Origin of the sequence: Nocardia sp. NPDC004860 (assembly GCF_040609015.1) — a bacterium.
GTDB lineage: Bacteria > Actinomycetota > Actinomycetes > Mycobacteriales > Mycobacteriaceae > Nocardia.
On record NZ_JBEXJI010000011.1, the window covers coordinates 18,364 to 37,075 of the forward strand.

The following is an 18,712-nucleotide window of genomic DNA, read 5'->3' on the forward strand; positions in this document are numbered from 1 at the left end:
TCCTCCCGGATGAAAGGACCCACAAGGGACCTTCGGCCCTCAGCTGCGGGGATGCTGCTCGTCGTTCCGAACCGCAGGAATGCGAGATCCCCAGGGGGCGAGGGGATTTCGCATTCCTGATTTGCCCATTTCGCAGAGCTGCCGGGGTGACGTACGGCCGTCATCCCCCTAGGTGGCGCCGATCTTCGGTGCTCGAAACATAAATACCGACGGGTCTTTCAGGGCATCGGCTCCGGTCGCAACGCACGGTGTGGTCCGGCGCCGCCTCACACCCGGGTGAGCGTCACCGGCACGCCATTGAACACGGCGTTCCCGGACGGGGCGTCCACCAGCGAATCATCGGTCAGCACATTGGCATTCACCCCGGCGTGCTCACGCGCGACGGTCTGCGTGCTGTCCCCGTGTCCCCAGCCGTGCGGCAGGCTGACCACGCCGGGCATGATGTCCTCGGTCGGCTCGACGTCCACGGTCAGCGTGCCCGCCGCCGATTTCACCACGGCCTGCCCGTTCAACCCCAGCCGCGCCGCGTCCTCCGGATGAATGTGCAGCGTGCACCGATTCGACCCGCCCACCAGTGGCGGCACATTGTGCAGCCAGCTGTTGTTGGACCGCAGCTGCCGCCGCCCCACCAGCACCATCTCCGGCCGCTCGACCCCCAGCCGGGCCCGCAGCCGGTCCAGGTCGGCCAGCAGTTCGGCGGGCGCCAGCTCGACCCGGCGAGAGGCTGTCCGCAGCACACCCGGTAGCCGGGGCTCCAGCGGACCCAGGTCGATGCCGTGCGGATTGTCCAGCAGCACTTGCAGATTCAGCTTGCCGCGCCATTCGTTCTCGTCGTCCGGCGTGGTCGACCATTCGCCGAAGGGGCCCAGGCGCAGCATCAGGTCCAGCCGCTGTTCGGTGGTGTCGGTGCCGAGCAGTTCGGCGCGGCGGTCGGCCAGACCGGCCTTGTGCAGGGTCCCGGCGATGACGATCTCGTCGACCGCACCGAGCGGGTCCAGCCCGGGCTGGGCTTCCTGGCCCGAGACGGCCAAGGCCAGCCGCGCCAGCACCTCGGCCTCGGACAGCTCGTTCCCGCCGAGCGGCACCAACGGGCGCGAGTAGCGGGCATAGTTGTGGACCGCGAAATTGAGCAGCGCGAAATCGTAGTGCGGCGACTGCAGGATGCGCGGGGGCGGCAGGATGACGTCCGCGTGGCGGGTGGTCTCGTTGAGGTAGCGGTCCACACTCACCATGAATTCCAGTCCGGCGAAGGCGGTGTCGAGGCGCGCGCCGCTGGGCGCGGACAGCACCGGATTGCCCGCCACCGTCACCATGGCCCGGATCTGCCCGTCGCCGGGCGTGCGGATCTCGTCCGCCAGTGTGGCCACCGGCAGTTCACCCATGGCCTCGGGCAATTCGCGCACCCGGCTGGCCCAGCGCGCGAGGCGGAACGGCCGCGACCGCACGATGCCCAGCGCCGCCCCCGTCGCGAACATGGCACCGCCGGGCGAGTCGAAATTGCCGGTGAGCACATTGACGACATCCACCAGCCACTGCGTGAGCGTGCCGAATTCGGCGGTGCAGGTGCCGATCCGGGCGTAGACGGCGGCTGTCGGCGCGTCGGCCAGCTCGCGCGCGATGCGCACGATAGTCTCGGCGGGCACCCCGGTGCGGCCGGACACCAGCTCCGGCGTGAATTCGGCTGCCGCGGCCCGCACCTCGTCCAGCCCGTTCACCTCGACCCGGACGTCGGTCAGGCCCTCCGCGAACAACGTGTGGACGATCCCGAACAGCAGGTAGGCGTCGCTGCCCGGCCGCACGAACACGTGCTCGTCGGCCAGCTTGGCGGTGCGCGTGCGCCGTGGATCCACCACTACCAGCCGCCCGCCGCGCTGCCGCAGCGCCCTCAGCCGGCCCGGGAAATCCGGTGCGGTGCACAGCGATCCATTGGACTCCAGCGGATTCGCGCCCAGCATCAGCAGATAGCCGGTGCGGTCCAGGTCCGGCACCGCCACGGTGAGCGGATCACCGAACATGAGACCGCTCGACACCTGCTTGGGCATCTGGTCGGCGGTGCTGGCGGAGAACAGGTTCCGGGTGCCCAGCGCCCGGATCAGCAGCGGCACATACAGCGCCCCGGCCACGGTGTGGGCATTGGGATTGCCCAGGTACAGCCCCACCGCCTGATTGCCGTGCGCGGCAGTCACCTGCGGCAGGCGCTCCCGGATCACCCCGAAGGCCTCGTCCCAGCTCGCCTCCCGCCAGGTGTCGGTGGCGCGGTCGCGAATCATGGGCGCGGTCAGCCGATCCGGATCGGCGTCGAGATGTCCGAGGGTGGCGCCCTTGGGGCAGATGAAGCCCCGGCTGAAGGGATCGGCGTGGTCACCGCGCACCGAGACGATGTGATCGGTGCTGTCCAGGGTGAGCTCGAGGCCGCACACCGCTTCGCAGAGCGGGCAGGTGCGTAGCAATGTCCGGGGGCTGTCCGTGACGTGGGTCATACCTCATGATCGCCCGGAAACGTACCGGGCGGAACACCTCTGGCCGCCGGTAATTCCGGACGCGGGCTCCCGGCGGCCGCGAATGCCGGAGCCTCGGATTATGTCCGTTATCGCTTAATTTGCAACGTTCGGACGTGGACGCGGCGAAACCCGCGAGCGCCGGGGTGCACTCGCGGGTTTCGTGTCGTTGTGAGAGCCGGTGGCCTCAGGAGGCGATACGGGCCGCCTGCGGCGCTCCCTTGGCGGCGGCGCGGACACCGGCGGCGATGGCGACCACCGGCGGGATCCAGCGGGCCTCGTGCGGGGCGACGCCCCAGCAGGCCGCACCGGCGGACAGCTTGGTCGGCGGCAGCGGGATGCCGGCGCCGTCGGCGTAGACGACCACGCCGGACTCACGCAGGGCCTCGATGGCGCGCTCGGCCTTGCGCAGGCCGGTGACGAGGTGGATCTCGCGGCGCTCGGCGCCCGGGATCTCGATGACGGGACCGGTCAGGTCATTGGCCCGTAGGTAGCGGCGCACGAAGGCGGCGGTGTCGCCGGTGACCTCGATGCCCGCGATGTTCTCGTCGGTGACCAGGCACACGCCATTGGCGGTTTCGGCGACCGTCCAGCCGCGCCGGATGTAGTCCTGCGCGGATTCCGCAACGGCTGACGAAAACGTCGTACGCACTGGTTTCTCCATTCCCCGGTAGTTCTGATTCCTGCTCTGTGCCTCGTATCGGAGCGGGGGGTTCGCGGTGTTACACCTTCTTTTTCAACTCGGGTCCGGTTGTGTCCCGGAGGGGCATTCGTCCGGTTTGTTCCGACCCGATGGGGACGCTGGCCCAGCTGCGACACGACCTCGAGGTAGCGGCTCTGCCTGCGCCAACACCGTCAAGGGGTCTGCCGTCGGATCCGGAGCCCAGCGCCTGTCCGAGGGCGTGACGTGTTCTACACCACACTGTCTCGTCCTGCGACACCCCGGCATGACCGGAGACACTGAGTCGGCCGAAAAGGTCTGCGGGAGAGGAGATCGTCGGCATGACCGATCAATCGGGCGGGAACACGGCCGAACTCGAGGAGTACGACGAGTTCGACGAGATCATCACCGAGGGGCGCTGGGCCGCCTTCAAGGAGTCCGCCACCCGGCGCATGTCCCGGCGGCTGGCCGCGGACGAGGAGGCCGAGGAGCCGGTCGAACCCTTCGCCAGCCCAGGCGCTTTCGGCTCCTGGAGCGTGGACGCCGCCCGTGCGCTGCTGGACCTGCAGTTCCAGCGCGCCGCCACCCGCACGCTGCTGCCCCTGGCGTATCTGCTCGGCCTGGCGAGCGCCGTCGCCATCCCGATCGTGGGAACCATAGGGCTGTGGCGAATCTCGGCCTGGCTGGGCATCGTGTTCGCGGTGGTGTTCGCGGTCCCGCTGGGCCTGGTGATCGCCGCGGTGGTGCGCCTGCTGCTGGAGTTCGTGCTCAATGCCTCCCGGCTGGCGGCCCGGGTCGCGCACATCTCCGATATGGCCGACGATCTGTTCCAGGCCCTCTCGGATGTGGCCGAACCGGTCAATCAGCTGTCCAAAGATGTTCAGGCAGTCCAGTTCTGGCGGTTCCGCCGGCGCTCGTCCCGGAAGTAGGCCGGCCGGCGGCCGCTATCCTGGCCACGGGGCGGTGCGAAATCTGCCCCCCAGGCCGCGTCCCGCGTCCATGGATCGCTGAGTTTTCCTGTGCAACAATGCGATCGCAACACTGGTTTAGGGGGACGAATGGCTCTACCGCAGGGGATTACCGGATCTACCGTGCCGCGCCGCCAGCTCGGCCGGCACCTGCGCGACCTGCGCAATCGTGCGCGCATGACGACCCGGGTGGCCGCGCAGCGCTTGGAATGGTCCGAGGCCAAGATCTGGCGAATCGAAACTGGACAGACGTCTTTGCGCAGTCTGGATGTCGAGGCCATGTGCCGCATCTACGGCGCTCCGGAGGACGCCATCGAACCGCTCACCACGCTGGCCCGGGAGACCAAGGCCCGCGGCTGGTGGACCGAGTTCAGTGACGTGATCGACGAGGGCTACGAGGTCTACATCGGGCTCGAGGAGGCGGCGAGCCGGCTCACCAGCTATGAGAACGAACTGGTGCCAGGGCTTTTGCAGACCGAGCAGTACTACCGGGCGGTGCTGGCCGGAGCCTACCCGGGTATCTCCGCCGAACAGCTGGACCGCCGGGTCCGGGTGCGCACCGCGCGCCAGTCGCTGCTCACCCGCGCGGAATCGCCGCTGCAACTGGATGTGGTGATCGCCGAGGCGGTGCTCTGGCATCGCATCGGCGGCGACGACGTGACGCGCGGCCAGCTGGACCGGCTGCGCAAACTCGCCGAACTGCCCAATGTCCGGCTGCGGCTGCTGCCCGCCGAGTGCGGCTATCACCACGGCATGGACGCGGGCCGCTTCGTGCTGCTCGAATTCCCCACCGCCGCAGGCGAACCCACCGAGCCGCCGGTGGTGTACGTGGAAGCCCTCACCGGCTCCTCGTACCTGGACAAGGAGCACGAGGTCGAGCGCTACCGCGAGGCCTTCGCGGCGGTGAGTTCCATTGCGGTGGACGCGCTTCCGGTCATCGAGACGCTGCGCGCGGCGGTCTAGCCCAGATTCTGGGCCAGCACCTCACGGTGCGTGGGCGCGGCCTGCCGATGCAGTTCGCGCCCTTTTTCCGTGACGCAGACGAAGATCGCGCGGCGATCCTCGGTACACAGCGTGCGGTCGACCAGTCCGTCGCGCTCGAGTCTCGCCACCGTGCGGGAGAGCGCGCTCTGACTGAGATAGATGTCATTGGCCAGATCGCTCATCTTGCAGCTGTCGCTGCCGGATTCGACGAGGCGGTCCAGGGTTTCGAATTCGCTGAGCCCGATGTGGTGGCGGCCTTGCAGTTCCTTTTCCAGAGCGCACGAGGTCGTCGCGTGCCGGGCCAGCAGATCGCGCCACTCGCCCACCAGCCCTGACGCCTGCACCGGCGTGATGACGGGCCGGTCGACGTGCGCTGTCGGCTTCGGCATGCGGTCATCCTAGTCTGTCCACCGAAAGCATGCAAATGCATTAAATGCTTGTGCATTTGATGCATGCGCATGTACTGTCGCTCCTCGTGACTTCCACCGAGATCCGCCCCGCAGTGAGCACCGCGGCCGACACCACGCAGTGGACCGCCCGGCTCTGGGGCATGCTCATCACCCTGTGCATCGTGCTGTTCCTGGACGGCCTCGACGTGTCGATGATCGGCGTCGCGCTGCCGTCGATCGGCACCGAACTCGACATTCAGACCTCCACCCTGCAGTGGCTGGTCAGCGGTTACGTGCTGGGCTACGGCGGCCTGCTGCTGCTGGGCGGCCGCACCGCCGACCTGCTGGGCCGCCGCAAGGTCTTCCTGATCGCCCTGGCCGTCTTCGCGCTGGCCTCGCTCGCGGGCGCGCTGGTGAGCTCGCCGGCGCTGCTCATCCTGACCCGCTTCGTGAAGGGCCTGGCCGCCGCGTTCACCGCGCCGACCGGTCTGTCCATCATCACCACGAATTTCCAAGAGGGACCGGCCCGTAACAAGGCGCTGTCCATCTACACCGTCTTCGGCGCCGGCGGCTACTCCATGGGCCTGCTGTTCGGCGGCCTGATGACCGGTCTCGGCTGGCGCTGGACCTTCCTGCTCCCGGTTCCGGTGGCCCTCGCCGCGCTGGCCTCCGCGTATTTCCTCGTCCCCAAGGACAAGCCCGCCGAGGAGGGCGGACACGACCTGATCGGCGCGCTGCTGTCCACCGCCACCATGCTGCTGCTCGTCTACACCGTGGTCTCCGCGCCGCAGGCGGGCTGGGGCTCGGCCCGCACCATCGGATCGTTCGTCGCGGTGGCCGTGCTGGGTGTGGCGTTCGTCTACGCCGAGAGCAAGGTGCGTTACCCGCTGGTGCGCCTCGGCATCCTGCGCAAGCCCACCCTGGTCCGGGCCAGCCTGGCCATCATCGCGGTCGCCGGTTCGTACTTCAGCTGGCAGTTCATCACCACGCTGTACCTGCAGGACACCCTGGGCTGGTCGCCGCTGAAGCTCTCGATGGCGCTGCTGCCGGTCGGCCTGCTCGTGGTCGCCTCGGCCTTCGTCTCCGACAAGCTGGTCGACCGCTTCGGCACCGGCCCGATCATCGCGATCACCATGGTGATCATGGCCGTCGGCTACCTGCTGTACCTGCGCATCGACACCGCACCGTCCTACCTGACCGTGCTGCTGCCCGCGGTGCTGCTGGTCGGCATCGGCTGGGTCGGGTTCCCGGCCATCAACATCCAGGCCACCAGCGGCATCGACGATGACGAGCAGGGCCTGGCGGCCGGTGTGCTGCAGACCGCCATGCAGGTCGGCGCGGCCATCGTGCTCGCGGTGACCACCGCCATCGTCACCTCGAGCGTGCCGGGCAACCCGACCCCCGCGGCCATGCTCGACACCTACCGTCCCGGCCTGGAATTCGCCGCCGGTGTCTCCATCGTCGGCGCCCTGGTCGCCCTCACGGTCTTCCTCCCCAGGCTGCGGGCCCGCCGCCAGGAGGCCCGTGACCTGGAGGTCGAACTGGTTCGTTGACACCCGATGACTCCGCTCGCAGCTCACACGGGCGTAGCCTTCGAAAACGACCGGGGCGCACCGCATTACGCGGTGCGCCCCGGTTGGCGTAACAACTGATTTCGTAAGGATCCGGGTAACTCGTCGGGGACGTCCAGAGTGGGGTCGGCACCCGACCGCCGGCACGGGTCTGGGACGGGCGACGGCTCTCAGCTGTCCGCTGAAGTTCCGGGGAGGCGGGACAGACGGGCGACGGCTCTCAGCTGTCCGCTGAAGTTCCGGGGAGGCGGGACAGCAGTTTCAGATCCGCGAGTCGCGGGGCCGCGGCGTCCTTGTCCGAGCGGACGAAGGTGAGCGGTTCGCCGTTGCGGCCGACGGCCGGCCACTCGATGGCCAGGTCCGGGTCGAAAGCGTCCAGGTCCCGGTCGAATTCGGGGGAGTACTCCAGCGAGCACAGGTAGTTGACGGTGGAGTCGTCCTCCAGCGACAGCAGCGCGTGCCCCAGGCCCTCGGCCAGGAACACCGACTTGCGCTCCACATCGTCGATGACGACCGCGTCCCAGCGGCCGAAGGTGGGGGAGTCGCGGCGCAGGTCCACCACCACGTCCAGGAACGCCCCGCGCACACAGGTCACGTATTTGGCCTGCCCGGGCGGATTCTCGGTGTAGTGGATGCCGCGCAGCACCCCGGCCGCGGAGGTAGAGATATTGACCTGCAGCAGGTCGAAGGGCCGTCCGACCGCCTTCTCGAATTCCGAGGCCTTGAACGACTCGTAGAAGACGCCGCGCTCGTCTCCGTGCAGCCGGGGCGTGAACTCCCACGCGCCCGGCACCGACAGTTCCCGAATCCGCATGCCTACTCCCAGCTTCGCCCGTGGTCCAGCAGGCCCAGCAGGTACTTTCCATAGCCCGAGCGCACCAGGGGTTCGGCCAGCCGGGTGAGTTCATCGTCGCCGATGAAGCCGAGCCGCCAGGCCACCTCCTCCGGCACGCCGATCTTGAGGCCCTGCCGCTCCTCGATGGTGCGCACGTAATTGGCGGCGTCCAGCAGGGAGTCGAAGGTACCGGTGTCGAGCCAGGCGGTGCCGCGGGCCAGCACCTGCACGTGCAGCCGGCCCTGCTCCAGATAGGTGCGATTGATATCGGTGATCTCGTATTCGCCACGCTCCGACGGCTTCAGATCGCGCGCGATGGCGAGCACGTCGTTGTCGTAGAAGTACAGCCCCGGAATCGCGTAGTTGGAGCGCGGCGCCTTGGGCTTCTCCTCGATGGAAATGGCCCGGCCCTCGGCGAATTCGACCACGCCGTAGGCGGTAGGGTCGGAGACCCGGTAGGCGAAGACCGCGCCGCCGTCCAGGTCGTGGAAGGTCTGCAGCTGGGTGCCCAGGCCCGGGCCGTGGAAGATGTTGTCGCCCAGCACCAGCGCGGCTTTCTCGGTGCCGATGTGGTCGGCGCCCAGCACGAAGGCGCGGGCCAGCCCGTCCGGTTTCGGCTGCACCACATAGGAGATGGACACGCCGAACCGGCTGCCGTCGCCGAGCAGCCGGGCGAAGGCGTCGGCGTCCTCGGGAGTGGTGATCACCAGGATGTCCCGGATCCCCGCCAGCATGAGGGTGGACAGGGGGTAGTACACCATCGGTTTGTCGTACACCGGGACCAGCTGTTTGCTCACCCCGCGCGTGATCGGGTGCAACCGCGATCCGGTGCCCCCGGCCAGGATGATTCCGCGCATGTCTCGACAGTCTGCCAGCTCGATGGCGGAGCGCGGCGGTCAGGTTCCGACTGGACTTCGAATCGATCACGGCAGTTTACGTACGCGCGGATACGGCGATATCTGTTGCGTAGGTCACGTTCTCATGGTGTTCTGAAATAACGCTATGTGAGATGTCAGCGCCGACTCTCGCGCGCCGGGTGCCGAGCCAACGTATCGGTCGCTCCGGACGAACGGCTCGGCGCGCCAACAACGAGGTAGGTGCGCGATGGCTCACGAACGGCCTGTCGGCGAAACGGCCCACGAGGACGTCCCCGTCCAGAACCCCAACCGGACCAGTGCCGCCGCCCGTGCGCTGACAGTGGTGGCTCGCACCATGATCCGCCCGGCCGGCGAGCTGGTGCCCGTCACCGTCGCCTCCATGCCGGTGGCCAGCACCGTGATCAACAGCCTGGCCAAGCTGCGCCCGGCTCCGCGGGGAGTGGAGCGGGAACAGGTACGGCTCAACGGCTTCCGCATGGAGATCGTGCGGCCCGCCGGGGCCCGCAAGGCATTGCGCGACGGCGCGGTCCTGTACATGCACGGCGGTGGCTTCTTCCTGTGCGGGCTCGACACCCACCGCCCCGTGGTCGCGGCCATCGCCCGGCGCACCGGGCTGCCGGTGGTGAGCGTGGAGTACCGGCAGCTGCCCGAGACCGATATCGCCGGATCCGTCACCGACTGCCTGACCGCCTACAAATGGTTGCTGGCGCACGGCGTCCCGGCCTCGAAGGTGGTGTTCGCCGGTGACTCCGCGGGCGGCTACATGACCTTCGCCACCGCCCTGCGCGCCCGCGACGCCGGACTGCCCGTCCCCGCCGGACTGGTCGGGCTGTGCCCCGCACTGGACCTGGACTGCACCGAGAAGCGCGCCCACCCCAACTACCGCCGCGACGCGCTGATCCCGCTGTCCGCGCTGGAGTCCGTGATCAAGCTGGGCGCCGAGGTGAACGGCCGCCTGGATCCGCGGCTGTCGCCGGTCAACAATGTGCTGGCCGGTCTGCCGCCCGCGCTGCTCATCGTCGCCGAGGACGAGGTGCTGCGCCGCGACAGCGAGATCATGGCCCAGCGCCTGGCCCAGTCCGGCGTGCCCGCCACACTCGAGATCTGGCGCGGCCAGGTGCACGCCTTCATGGCCATCTTCCCCGCCATGCCGGAGAGCCGGGCCGCCCTGGCCCACGTGGCCCGCTTCGTCCGCGACCGCATCGAGGCCGGGCAGGTCGCCCGCACGGCGTGACCCGGTGTCGTGCCGCCCGCTCGATTCGGTTGGGGTACAGCCTGATTGATGATGTGGGGCTCGGGGCGCCGATCTCGGGCCCCACATCTGTTCCGCTGCCGCCGTTCCCGGATACGGCGAAACCCCCGCCCGGATGATCCGGGCGGGGGTTTCGTGATGCAGCAGGCGTGTCTTACTTCGCCGGAGCCGGCTGGATGTGCGGCTCGTTGATGGTGGAGAAGTACTGGATCGCGGCGGCGATGGCGACCGGCGCGGTCACGAACAGCTGACCCGCCAGGGTGCCCAGGAAGCCGACGGTGGCCGCACCCAGGACGCAGCCGCCGAGCGGGCCGAGGCCGAACAGGGTGGCCAGGGCGCCGGTGGCGACCAGACCCACACCGATGCCGGCGATGCAGCCGACGGCCGCGCCGCCCAGACCGCCGACCAGGGTGCCGATGGTGGCGCCGGTGGAGATGGTGTCCTTCAGGCGGTTCCAGGCGGCCTGCTCGCGGTCGTAGTCCGACTTCCACGGAGCCTGGTCCTCGTAGGGCAGGGCGACCGGCTTGTAGACGGCGTGGTTCACGTCGTACTGCGGGGTGATGCTGGCGGTGTGGTCGTCGCTGATCTGCGCGGCGATCGGGAACTCGAAGTCGTCGACCCGGAAGCTCAGCGGCATGCCGGCCACGACGGTGCCGTTGGCGGCCTTGATCTCGAAGGTGTTGTTCTCGATGACCATGGAGCCGGCGTCGGTGTGGATGATCGCACCGTTGTCGGGGGTGTTGGTGGCCGAGTAGTTGATCACGCCGTTGTCGGCCTGCTCGGCGGGCGCCGCGTTCACGGTGCCGGCGGTGACGGCCACGGCGGCTACGGCCAGCGCCGCGGTGGCGGCGAATTTCCTCATCAGCATTTGTAGAAACCTCATCGAAGAGCTCGGGGGGACACGTCGAATCGAAATGGAGAACAGCTAACGAGCGGTGAACCCATCGTGTCCGTCCGTTCAAATTTTGTTCACCAAGACGATCGCGCGGTCTGCAAGGTAGTGGAAACGCGCTGCAAGGGAAAGGTTTTGACGCAGATATACGATCCGCCTGATCGTTACCCGGAGCAGTCCGTGTGAGGAAGGTCACACACGTCGCGGGGAAAGTCGTGATGCTGGTCGCACGAATGTCGCGGCAGCGCTGTGGAATTGCGACATTTGGACCGAGCGGCCGCCTTTCAATTACGTGCGTTTGTTTCAACCGGATGTCCGATTCCGCGCACAACGACCGCCCCGCTGGTGTAAAGAAGGCAACTTCCCGTACCCACCGCGGGCCTTCTCCCCGGCCGACGTAGTGTTTCCCTGTGCGACTGCTCGTAACCGGCGGCGCCGGGTTCATCGGCGCGAACTTCGTTCACCAGACCGTGACTGCGCGTCCCGGTGTGCAAGTCACCGTGCTGGACAAACTCACCTATGCGGGCAACCGCGCCTCACTCGACCCGGTCGCGGACCGAATCGAGTTCGTGCACGGCGACATCGCCGACACCGCGCTGGTGGATCGGCTGGTGGGCGGTGTGGACGCGGTGGTGCATTTCGCCGCCGAATCGCACAACGACAATTCGCTGGCCGACCCGTGGCCGTTTGTCCAGACCAATATCGTCGGCACCTATTCGCTGCTCCAGGCGGTGCGCCACCATCAGGTGCGCTACCACCACATCTCCACCGACGAGGTGTACGGCGATCTGGAACTCGACGACTCCTCGGCATTCGGCGAGAACACCCCCTACAACCCGTCGAGTCCGTACTCGGCCAGCAAGGCCTCCAGCGACATGCTGGTCCGCGCCTGGGTGCGGTCGTTCGGGGTGCGGGCCACACTCTCCAACTGCTCCAACAACTATGGGCCCTACCAGCATGTGGAGAAGTTCATCCCGCGGCAGATCACCAATCTCATCGACGGTGTCCGCCCCCGCCTCTACGGCGCGGGTCACCAGGTGCGCGACTGGATCCACGTGGACGACCACAACAGCGCGGTCTGGGAAATCCTGGAGCGCGGGCGCATCGGCCAGACCTATCTGATCGGCGCGGACGGCGAACGCGACAACAAATCCGTGGTGGAGCTGATCCTGGAGGCATTCGGCCGTGCCCCGGACGATTTCGATCACGTCACCGACCGTCCCGGCCACGATCTGCGCTACGCCATCGACGCCTCCCTGCTGCGGACCGAACTCGGCTGGGAACCGCGATACCACGACTTCCGCCAGGGCCTGGCGGCCACCATCGACTGGTACCGCGACAACGAATCCTGGTGGCGCCCACAGAAAGCCGCGACCGAATCCGCCTATGTCGCCGCGGGTGAAAAGGTCATCTAGCCGCTACGGGCGGCGGACCGGGCCCAGTCCTGCCGGTAGTCGGCCCAATCCTGTCGAGTGGCAGCGAAATCCACGTAGAGCGCGACCCCGAATGTGCGGCGGTCGCGCGCGGTGCGGCCCAGCCCCAGGCGCACGCCGCGCAGCGCGGCGGCGACCGTTTCGGCCGCACCGTGATGGGCCGCGTTCTCGGCCCGGAAAGCGGGCAGTCCCATGAGCAGATCCGTGCCGGGCGGTGTCACCTGCAGGGCCAGACTTGTCTGCTGCGCGACATATCCGCCGTACAGTGCGCGGGTCGGCATGGCGGTGTCATAGGACATCACGGCGATTTGATCCACACGCCGGGCCACCTCCGCGAAATAGGCTTGTGACCACCATTTCCCGTGATCGAACAAGGCCACGCCGAGCGAATGCAATCCGGGTAGCGGATCGATAACCGGAGCGGAGGCCGACAGCAGCGTGTGCCGGGCCGAAGTGACGGCGCGGACCCGGTCCAGGATGGTGATATAGCCGCCCGATCCCGAGCGCACCGGCTCGAAATCGAAGTGAATACCGTCGAATCCGAGATCGAGTACCTGCGACGATGTCGTGACGACATGATCGCGAGTCCCCGGATCATCGGTATTCAGACCGTCGAATTCGGGAGTGAGCACATCTCCGAGCCACGCCTGTACGCGAATTCCGGGCAGCGTCCGATGCACGGCCTCGAGGAACCAGCGGGCCTGTGGATAGAGCTGGCGAGACAGTGTGCCGTCATTGTCGAGCGGTCCGGTGTGCACGTAGAGATCCTTGATTCCGGTCCCGGCCAGCAGGATTCCCAGCTGGGCGATATCGGCGTCGGATTTACGGCCGTCGACCCAGGCGTGCCCCAGCCAGACGGCGTCGTGACCGCGGGTGCGGGCATCGCCGCGCAGGGTGCCGGCGTCCTGCAGGCGCAGGAACACTGCGGCCGCGGCAACGGGAGTCAGCAGGATGGCGACAATGATCAGCAACACCACGGCAATTCGCCGCGCCCGTGACCATCGACGCCGTCGGACTCCCCAGCGGGTCATCCCCAGACGATAGTCGAATACTTGATCACCGCGGCGATGAGCGCCACCGAGGTGGCCGCCACCACCGTGATCGCCACGCCGCGCACCGGGACCCGGCCCGCGGCGTCGGTGAGCCGCAGCGGCATCCAGCGCAGCACCACCGCCAGGCCCAGCACCGCGAGTGGCACGAAGTAGCGGCCCTGCACTCCGTCGATGATGAAGTAACCGACCGGCGTGAAGGACATGTACAGCGTCACGTAGATCATGGCGACGCTGGCCGCGATGGTCAGCAGCACCAGCCAGGTGCGGGTGCGGTCCGCGCCGCGCGCCGGGAAGCGTTCGGCCGCACCGATGCTCATGGTGAAGGCCAGCAGGCTCGCCAGGATGGTGAGCGCGGGCACCTCGACGTAGGAGAAGCCGAGCTCGCCGAAGAACTGGGTGAACCAGTGCTGGTCGCGGCGGGCGATGCTGTCGCCGAATATCCGCAGGAAGTGCAACGGGTCGGTGAGGATGCCGTGCAGCTGGTCGCCTGGACGCACACTGCCCCACTGCTTCTCGGGCCGCATCAGGCTCATGCCGTCACCGGTCGGGGCGGCGATCTTCATCCACACCGCGAACGAGATCGCGCCGACGCCCGCGGCCGCCCACGGCAGCACCCGCTGCCACACGGCGATCCGCTCGGTGCCGCCGAAGCCGAAGCGGCGCACCGGGATCAGCACGGTGAGCATGGCTATCAGGACGTAGGTCGGCTTGCACACCGGCAGCAGCACGGTGGTGGCCAGCGCGGCCACCGTCTCCGGCCGGGTCAGTCGCTCGCCGAGGAACAGGCCCTTCACCACCAGCGCCGACACCAGCAGGGCCAGCGCATTGGTGACGGTGTCCGCGGTGACGGTCCCGGCCTGGAACAGCGCGATGGGCAGCACCGCGACGGTGAAGGCCAGCCACTGCACCCGGTGGCCGCGCAGCACGCGCAGCGCGAAACCGACGATCACCAGGTAGGCGATCAGCCCGGCCCAGCGGGTGGCCAGCACCATGCCGCCGACACTGAGGTCGAAGGTCTCGGCGATGCGGATGCCCGCGGCGGACGGCAGATACGGAACCGGGGAGTAGGCCGCGGTATTGGTGAACCACACCTGCTTGGTCCGATCGGAGACCGCGGCCCCGCCCAACCGGTCGTAGACGTGCGGATCCTCGACCATGGGCTCCGGCTCATCCGGGTTGTCCTGATAGTCGTGGAAGGCGTAGCTCATCAGCGCGTCGATGCTGAGCGGGACGTCGCCGCCCCACGCCGGCCCGCGATCGTCGTGGATCTTCTCGGGCAGGAAGCCGCCGTGCGCGACCTGATAGGCCCGGCCGAACTGGGTGATCTCGTCGTGGCCCCAGAACGGGGGCGTCAGCACCGACCACACCGCACCGAAGATGCCGGCGATCAGCACGAAAACCACGGCGGCCGAACCGAACCGCCGCTCGATGCCGATCACCGCACGCCGCAGCCCGGCCGTCTTCGGCGCGGGAGCGGCCGGGGCCGGTGCCGTGATGGTCGTGCTGTCGTTCACTTCGGTAACCACGGTGTCCGATTCTGCTTTGCCGTTGGGATTCTGCCCGGCAAGCCGCACCGTCATCGCGGCGAACTGCCCGGCCGGGTATCGGGGCCGGTCTCGCCGACCGCCGAATAACGCAGGTACATCAGGCGGGCGGCCTCGTGCCGGGAGCGGCGGATGCCGTCCAGGATCAGGCCGGCGGTCCAGGCCAGGCTGCCGAGCAGCAGCAGCGTGAAGCCGAGGAACAGCGTCGGGAACCGCGGGACCTGGTGAATCTCATAGAACTCGATCACGATCGGCGTGATGAGAATGACCGAGACGATCCAGGCCAGCGTGCCGAACAGGCCGTAGAAGGCGACCGGCCGCTCGTGCCGGGCCAGGCCGATGATCAGGCGCAGGATCTTGAAGCCGTCGCTGTAGGTGCGCAGCTTGGACTCGCTGCCCGCGGGCCGATCACGGAATCCGACCGGAACCGCCGTCTGCGGGACCCCCAGGTGCTGCGAGTGCACGGTCAGCTCGGTCTCGATCTCGAACTCCCGCGATACCGCCGGGAACGACTTCACGAATCGGCGCGAGAAGACCCGGTAGCCGCTGAGCATGTCCTCGACGTTCTCGCCGAAGACCTTGCCCACCACGCCATTGAGGATCTTGTTGCCGGTCTCGTGCCCGGCCCGGTACGCCGAGCCGGCCTCGACCTCGCGGCGCACGCCCAGCACGTGGTCGTACGGGCCCGCCAGCAGGGTGCGGATCATCTCGGGGGCCGCTGCGGCGTCGTAGGTGTCGTCGCCGTCGACCATCAGGTACACATCGGCCTCGATGTCGGCGAAGGCCCGCCGCACCACATTGCCCTTGCCCTTGCGGTTCTCGGTCCGCACGATCGCCCCGGCCGCGCGCGCCTTGTCGGCGGTGGCGTCCGTGCTCAGGTTGTCGTAGACGTAGACGACTATGCCCGGGACGGCAGCCTTGAGGTCGGTGACGACCTTCGCGACGGCGGCCTCTTCGTTGTGGCACGGCACAATGGCGGCAATACGAAGCTCGGTGGAGTCCACCCGGTCAATCCTCTGATCGGAGGCGAATATGAACACCGGGAGGGTACCCGACCTTCACAGGTATAGGGGTGCGGCGGGTTGCGGTACCGTCGGCCGGTGCCTGCGAACGAGTCCACGGCGGTGGATGAACCCACCCCGAATGCCTCTCTGACCGGCAAGGTCCGGGCCCTGCTACAGCGGGGCGGGGCATTTCTGGTGGTCGGCGCGATCGGCTTCGTGGTCGATGCGGGCACCTACAACCTGCTGGTCTTCGTCGGCGGCGAGGGCCCGCTCTTCCACGCCCCGCTGGTCGCCAAGATCATTTCCATCGGGGTGGCCACGGTGGTCACCTATTTCGGCAACAAGTGGTGGACCTACTCCGACCACCGGGGCGATACCGGGGCGCGGCACATCCTCGTCTACGCGCTGCTGAATGTGTTGGCCATCGGCCTGCAGCTGGGGTGCCTCGGATTTTCACGCTACGTTCTCGGACTGGACAGTCCGTTGGCGGACAACGTTTCCGGGACACTCATCGGCCAGGCGGTGGCCATGGGCTTCCGATTCTGGGCCTACGGGAAATTCGTCTTCACCAAGCCGGCTTTGGGAGCGAATAACGCTTGATCGCCAAAAGGTTCGCGGCCCGGCTCGATTCTGGACTGCGCTCCGCCTCCCCGCGCTTGGAGCGGGGGAGCGAAGCGGAGGAGCGGAGGAGGGAAGAATCGAGCTTGCAGGGCCGCGAACAGCCGGAGCGCAGCGGAGGCCAATAGGCACTGATATTCTCGCCCCGCCGAGCAAGACAGTGACAGTGGCGGTGCGACCACGTCGGATGAGCCGGTGTCTTAAGTATTCAAAGGATGTCGAGGGATTCATGGATGCGTCGGCTGGGCAGGCCGTGACCGAAACCGAGGACCGGGAGAACGCTGAGGAAGCTCCCACCACCCTGCGCGCGGAACAGCCCGCGCCGGAGCGGCTGGTGCTGGCCCGCGGTATCTTCTGCGGACCCGCGCCGAAGATCAGTGACGACCTGTACGCGGCGGCCAAGGGCAAGGTCACCCGCGAGCGGCAGACGCTACGCCTGGAAAAGGGTGCGTCGGTCAACACCAACACCTACTTCGGGCGCTTCGCCGCCGCCTACTGGCAGCGCTGGACCAAGGTCACCGAGGTCGAGGTCGGCATGACCCTCGAGGCGACCGGCAAGGTACGGATCCGGCTGGCCGCCTCCGATATCGCCGGGCACCGCCGGGTGGTCGATACGGCGGTGGTCAAGGAGACCGGACGGGTGGTGCTGCGCGCACCGCTGGACATGTACATCGACGGCGGCGCGCTGTGGCTGGAGATCGAGGCCCTCGGCGGCGAGGCCGTGATCACCGATCTGGAGTGGACCGCGGCCGCGCCCGAGCAGGTGCGCCCGGTGGCCATCGCCATCTGCACCTTCAACCGCGCCCCGGACTGCGCCGCAACCGTTGCGGCCCTGGCCTCCGATCCCACGGTGCTGTCGCTCATCGACGCCGTCTACGTGGTCGACCAGGGCACCGACCTGGTGCAGGACCAGACGCTGTTCACCGAGACCCGGCCGAAGTTCGGCGACAAGCTGCGCTACATCCGGCAGCCGAATCTCGGTGGCGCGGGCGGCTTCACGCGCGGCCTCTACGAGGTGTCGGGCGCCAACGAGCACGCCGACGTCATCCTCATGGACGACGACATCCTGTGCGAGCCGGAAACGGTGCTGCGGCTCAACGCCTTCGCCAATCTGACCGTGGAACCCACCCTGGTGGGCGCGCAGATGCTGTTCCTGTTCAACCCCGACTACCTGAATGTCGGTGCGGAGGAGACGAATCTGGGCAAGCTGCGCCACGGCCAGAAGGTGGCCAAGGCGCTGCGCAACACCAGCATGCTCAAGAAGCACCAGGAACGCCGCGTGGACGCCGGCTACCAGGCTTGGTGGACCTGCCTCATCCCGGCGGAGGTGGTCAAGAAGATCGGGCTGCCGGTGCCGATCTTCTTCCAGTGGGACGACGTGGAATACGGCCTGCGCGCGCGGGAGAACGGTTTCGTCACCGTCACCCTGCCCAACGCCGCGGTATGGCACGCCGACTTCTACTGGAAGGACTTCGACGACTGGGCGCGCTACTTCTCCTCGCGCAACTCGCTCATCGTGTCCTCGCTGCACCACGACCTGGACGGGAAATCCATTACCCGCCAGCTGCTCCGGGAGATCGGTGAGTACCTGGTCGGCATGCAGTACGGCCTGGCGCACACCACCCTGCAGGGCATCGAGGACTACCTGCGAGGTCCGGAGATCCTGCGCGACGGCGGTATCGAGGCGCTGGCCAAGGCCCGCGGCTCGCGCTCGGACTACCCGGAGACGGTCAAGCATCCGGCCGCCACCTCCCCGGTACCGAACGCGCACCTGCACGTTCGCCGCGCCGGTGGTGAGCCGAGCCACCCGCTGCTGGTGCTCTACAAGCGCGCCCTCAGCCAGTGGACCGGCCGCGTCATCCCCGGCCCGGTCGCGGTCACCCGCGAGGACGCGCACTGGTGGCACGTCGGCCTGTTCAACCACGTGGTCGTCACCGACGCCTCCCAGTCCGGCGTCCGGGTCCGCGTGCGCGACAAGGAAACCGCCCGCCGCCTGCTGCTCCGCACCGTCCGCGTGCTCCGGCAGCTGCGCAGGGAGCTCCCCGACCTGCAGCGCCGCTGGCGAGCCGCCATGCCGGAACTCACCAGCCGCGAGAACTGGGAACGCCTCTACGGAATCGACTAGCGGCCAGG

The 18,712-nt window shown here is 68.0% G+C and carries 16 protein-coding genes; 7 read left to right on the plus strand and 9 right to left on the minus strand.

The genetic code is table 11. The features are described from left to right. Positions 1-266 precede the first annotated feature (266 nt). The gene (locus ABZV44_RS20960) at positions 267-2,480 is read right to left on the minus strand and encodes a molybdopterin-dependent oxidoreductase (RefSeq protein ID WP_354838576.1); all 2,214 of its coding nucleotides are present in this window, start codon (positions 2,478-2,480) and stop codon (positions 267-269) included. 205 nt (positions 2,481-2,685) lie between these two features. After that, on the minus strand, positions 2,686-3,150 hold the full coding sequence (locus ABZV44_RS20965; RefSeq protein WP_354838579.1) for a hypothetical protein: 465 nt from the start codon (positions 3,148-3,150) through the stop codon (positions 2,686-2,688). A gap of 350 nt (positions 3,151-3,500) precedes the next feature. Between ABZV44_RS20965 and ABZV44_RS20970 the strand changes: the two genes are divergently transcribed. Together ABZV44_RS20970 and ABZV44_RS20975 are read left to right on the plus strand one after the other, a co-directional pair. After that, on the plus strand, positions 3,501-4,088 hold the full coding sequence (locus tag ABZV44_RS20970) for a DUF4282 domain-containing protein (protein ID WP_354838582.1): 588 nt from the start codon (positions 3,501-3,503) through the stop codon (positions 4,086-4,088). A 129-nt stretch (positions 4,089-4,217) separates the two neighbouring features. Beyond that, positions 4,218-5,090, plus strand: a complete 873-nt coding sequence (locus tag ABZV44_RS20975; protein ID WP_354838584.1) for a helix-turn-helix transcriptional regulator — start codon at positions 4,218-4,220, stop codon at positions 5,088-5,090. Here the strand turns inward: ABZV44_RS20975 and ABZV44_RS20980 are convergent. Further along, positions 5,087-5,500: a MarR family transcriptional regulator gene (locus ABZV44_RS20980; RefSeq protein ID WP_354838587.1), complete on the minus strand. Its 414-nt coding sequence runs from the start codon at positions 5,498-5,500 to the stop codon at positions 5,087-5,089. The genes ABZV44_RS20975 and ABZV44_RS20980 overlap by 4 nt on opposite strands. Positions 5,501-5,586: 86 nt before the next feature. Between ABZV44_RS20980 and ABZV44_RS20985 the strand changes: the two genes are divergently transcribed. Beyond that, on the plus strand, positions 5,587-7,053 hold the full coding sequence (locus ABZV44_RS20985) for an MFS transporter (RefSeq protein ID WP_354838589.1): 1,467 nt from the start codon (positions 5,587-5,589) through the stop codon (positions 7,051-7,053). 238 nt (positions 7,054-7,291) lie between these two features. Here the strand turns inward: ABZV44_RS20985 and rfbC are convergent, their stop codons facing one another. Together rfbC and rfbA are read right to left on the minus strand one after the other, a co-directional pair. Continuing rightward, the gene (rfbC, locus tag ABZV44_RS20990; protein WP_354838591.1) at positions 7,292-7,885 is read right to left on the minus strand and encodes a dTDP-4-dehydrorhamnose 3,5-epimerase; all 594 of its coding nucleotides are present in this window, start codon (positions 7,883-7,885) and stop codon (positions 7,292-7,294) included. Between the two features lie 2 nt (positions 7,886-7,887). Next, entirely contained in the window at positions 7,888-8,763 is an 876-nt protein-coding gene (gene rfbA / locus ABZV44_RS20995; protein WP_354838594.1) for a glucose-1-phosphate thymidylyltransferase RfbA, read from the minus strand. Between the two features lie 247 nt (positions 8,764-9,010). Here rfbA and ABZV44_RS21000 point away from each other — a divergent pair, with 247 nt between their 5' ends. Continuing rightward, complete coding sequence (locus ABZV44_RS21000; RefSeq protein ID WP_354838597.1) at positions 9,011-10,018, plus strand: alpha/beta hydrolase; 1,008 nt, start codon at positions 9,011-9,013, stop codon at positions 10,016-10,018. Positions 10,019-10,190: 172 nt separating this feature from the next. Here ABZV44_RS21000 and ABZV44_RS21005 read toward each other — a convergent pair whose 3' ends face one another. Beyond that, positions 10,191-10,904 carry a hypothetical protein gene (locus ABZV44_RS21005; RefSeq protein WP_354838600.1) on the minus strand — a complete coding sequence of 238 codons (714 nt, stop codon included), beginning with the start codon at positions 10,902-10,904 and terminating at the stop codon, positions 10,191-10,193. Positions 10,905-11,338: 434 nt separating this feature from the next. On the opposite strand from ABZV44_RS21005, the gene rfbB reads away from it, so the two are divergent. After that, on the plus strand, positions 11,339-12,343 hold the full coding sequence (rfbB, locus tag ABZV44_RS21010; RefSeq protein ID WP_354838603.1) for a dTDP-glucose 4,6-dehydratase: 1,005 nt from the start codon (positions 11,339-11,341) through the stop codon (positions 12,341-12,343). Here rfbB and ABZV44_RS21015 read toward each other — a convergent pair. Genes ABZV44_RS21015 through ABZV44_RS21025 form a run of 3 tightly spaced genes read right to left on the minus strand, consistent with a single transcriptional unit; the run spans position 12,340 to position 15,961 of the window. Next, positions 12,340-13,392 (minus strand): hypothetical protein, encoded by a 1,053-nt coding sequence (locus ABZV44_RS21015; protein WP_354838606.1) that lies wholly within the window; start codon positions 13,390-13,392, stop codon positions 12,340-12,342. The two genes, rfbB and ABZV44_RS21015, sit on opposite strands and share 4 nt — an antisense overlap. Then, complete coding sequence (locus tag ABZV44_RS21020; protein WP_354838609.1) at positions 13,389-14,939, minus strand: DUF2142 domain-containing protein; 1,551 nt, start codon at positions 14,937-14,939, stop codon at positions 13,389-13,391. The genes ABZV44_RS21015 and ABZV44_RS21020 overlap by 4 nt, the downstream gene beginning before the upstream one ends. Before the next feature lie 50 nt (positions 14,940-14,989). Further along, entirely contained in the window at positions 14,990-15,961 is a 972-nt protein-coding gene (locus ABZV44_RS21025) for a glycosyltransferase (protein ID WP_354838612.1), read from the minus strand. Positions 15,962-16,057: 96 nt separating this feature from the next. Between ABZV44_RS21025 and ABZV44_RS21030 the strand changes: the two genes are divergently transcribed. Together ABZV44_RS21030 and ABZV44_RS21035 are read left to right on the plus strand one after the other, a co-directional pair. Beyond that, the gene (locus tag ABZV44_RS21030; RefSeq protein ID WP_354838615.1) at positions 16,058-16,561 is read left to right on the plus strand and encodes a GtrA family protein; all 504 of its coding nucleotides are present in this window, start codon (positions 16,058-16,060) and stop codon (positions 16,559-16,561) included. Between the two features lie 247 nt (positions 16,562-16,808). Continuing rightward, the gene (locus ABZV44_RS21035) at positions 16,809-18,704 is read left to right on the plus strand and encodes a glycosyltransferase (protein WP_354838618.1); all 1,896 of its coding nucleotides are present in this window, start codon (positions 16,809-16,811) and stop codon (positions 18,702-18,704) included. The last annotated feature ends 8 nt before the right edge of the window (positions 18,705-18,712 follow it).

Bases quoted from the DNA above. Each gene is read 5' to 3' on its own strand.
- ABZV44_RS20960 (WP_354838576.1), bottom strand. From the start codon at position 2,480: ATGACCCACGTCACGGACAGCCCCCGGACATTGCTACGCACCTGCCCG.
- ABZV44_RS21005 (WP_354838600.1), bottom strand. From the start codon at position 10,904: ATGCTGATGAGGAAATTCGCCGCCACCGCGGCGCTGGCCGTAGCCGCC.
- rfbA (WP_354838594.1), bottom strand. From the start codon at position 8,763: ATGCGCGGAATCATCCTGGCCGGGGGCACCGGATCGCGGTTGCACCCG.
- ABZV44_RS21015 (WP_354838606.1), bottom strand. From the start codon at position 13,392: ATGACCCGCTGGGGAGTCCGACGGCGTCGATGGTCACGGGCGCGGCGA.
- ABZV44_RS20980 (WP_354838587.1), bottom strand. From the start codon at position 5,500: ATGCCGAAGCCGACAGCGCACGTCGACCGGCCCGTCATCACGCCGGTG.
- ABZV44_RS20975 (WP_354838584.1), top strand. From the start codon at position 4,218: ATGGCTCTACCGCAGGGGATTACCGGATCTACCGTGCCGCGCCGCCAG.
- ABZV44_RS21035 (WP_354838618.1), top strand. From the start codon at position 16,809: ATGGATGCGTCGGCTGGGCAGGCCGTGACCGAAACCGAGGACCGGGAG.
- ABZV44_RS21000 (WP_354838597.1), top strand. From the start codon at position 9,011: ATGGCTCACGAACGGCCTGTCGGCGAAACGGCCCACGAGGACGTCCCC.
- ABZV44_RS20970 (WP_354838582.1), top strand. From the start codon at position 3,501: ATGACCGATCAATCGGGCGGGAACACGGCCGAACTCGAGGAGTACGAC.
- rfbC (WP_354838591.1), bottom strand. From the start codon at position 7,885: ATGCGGATTCGGGAACTGTCGGTGCCGGGCGCGTGGGAGTTCACGCCC.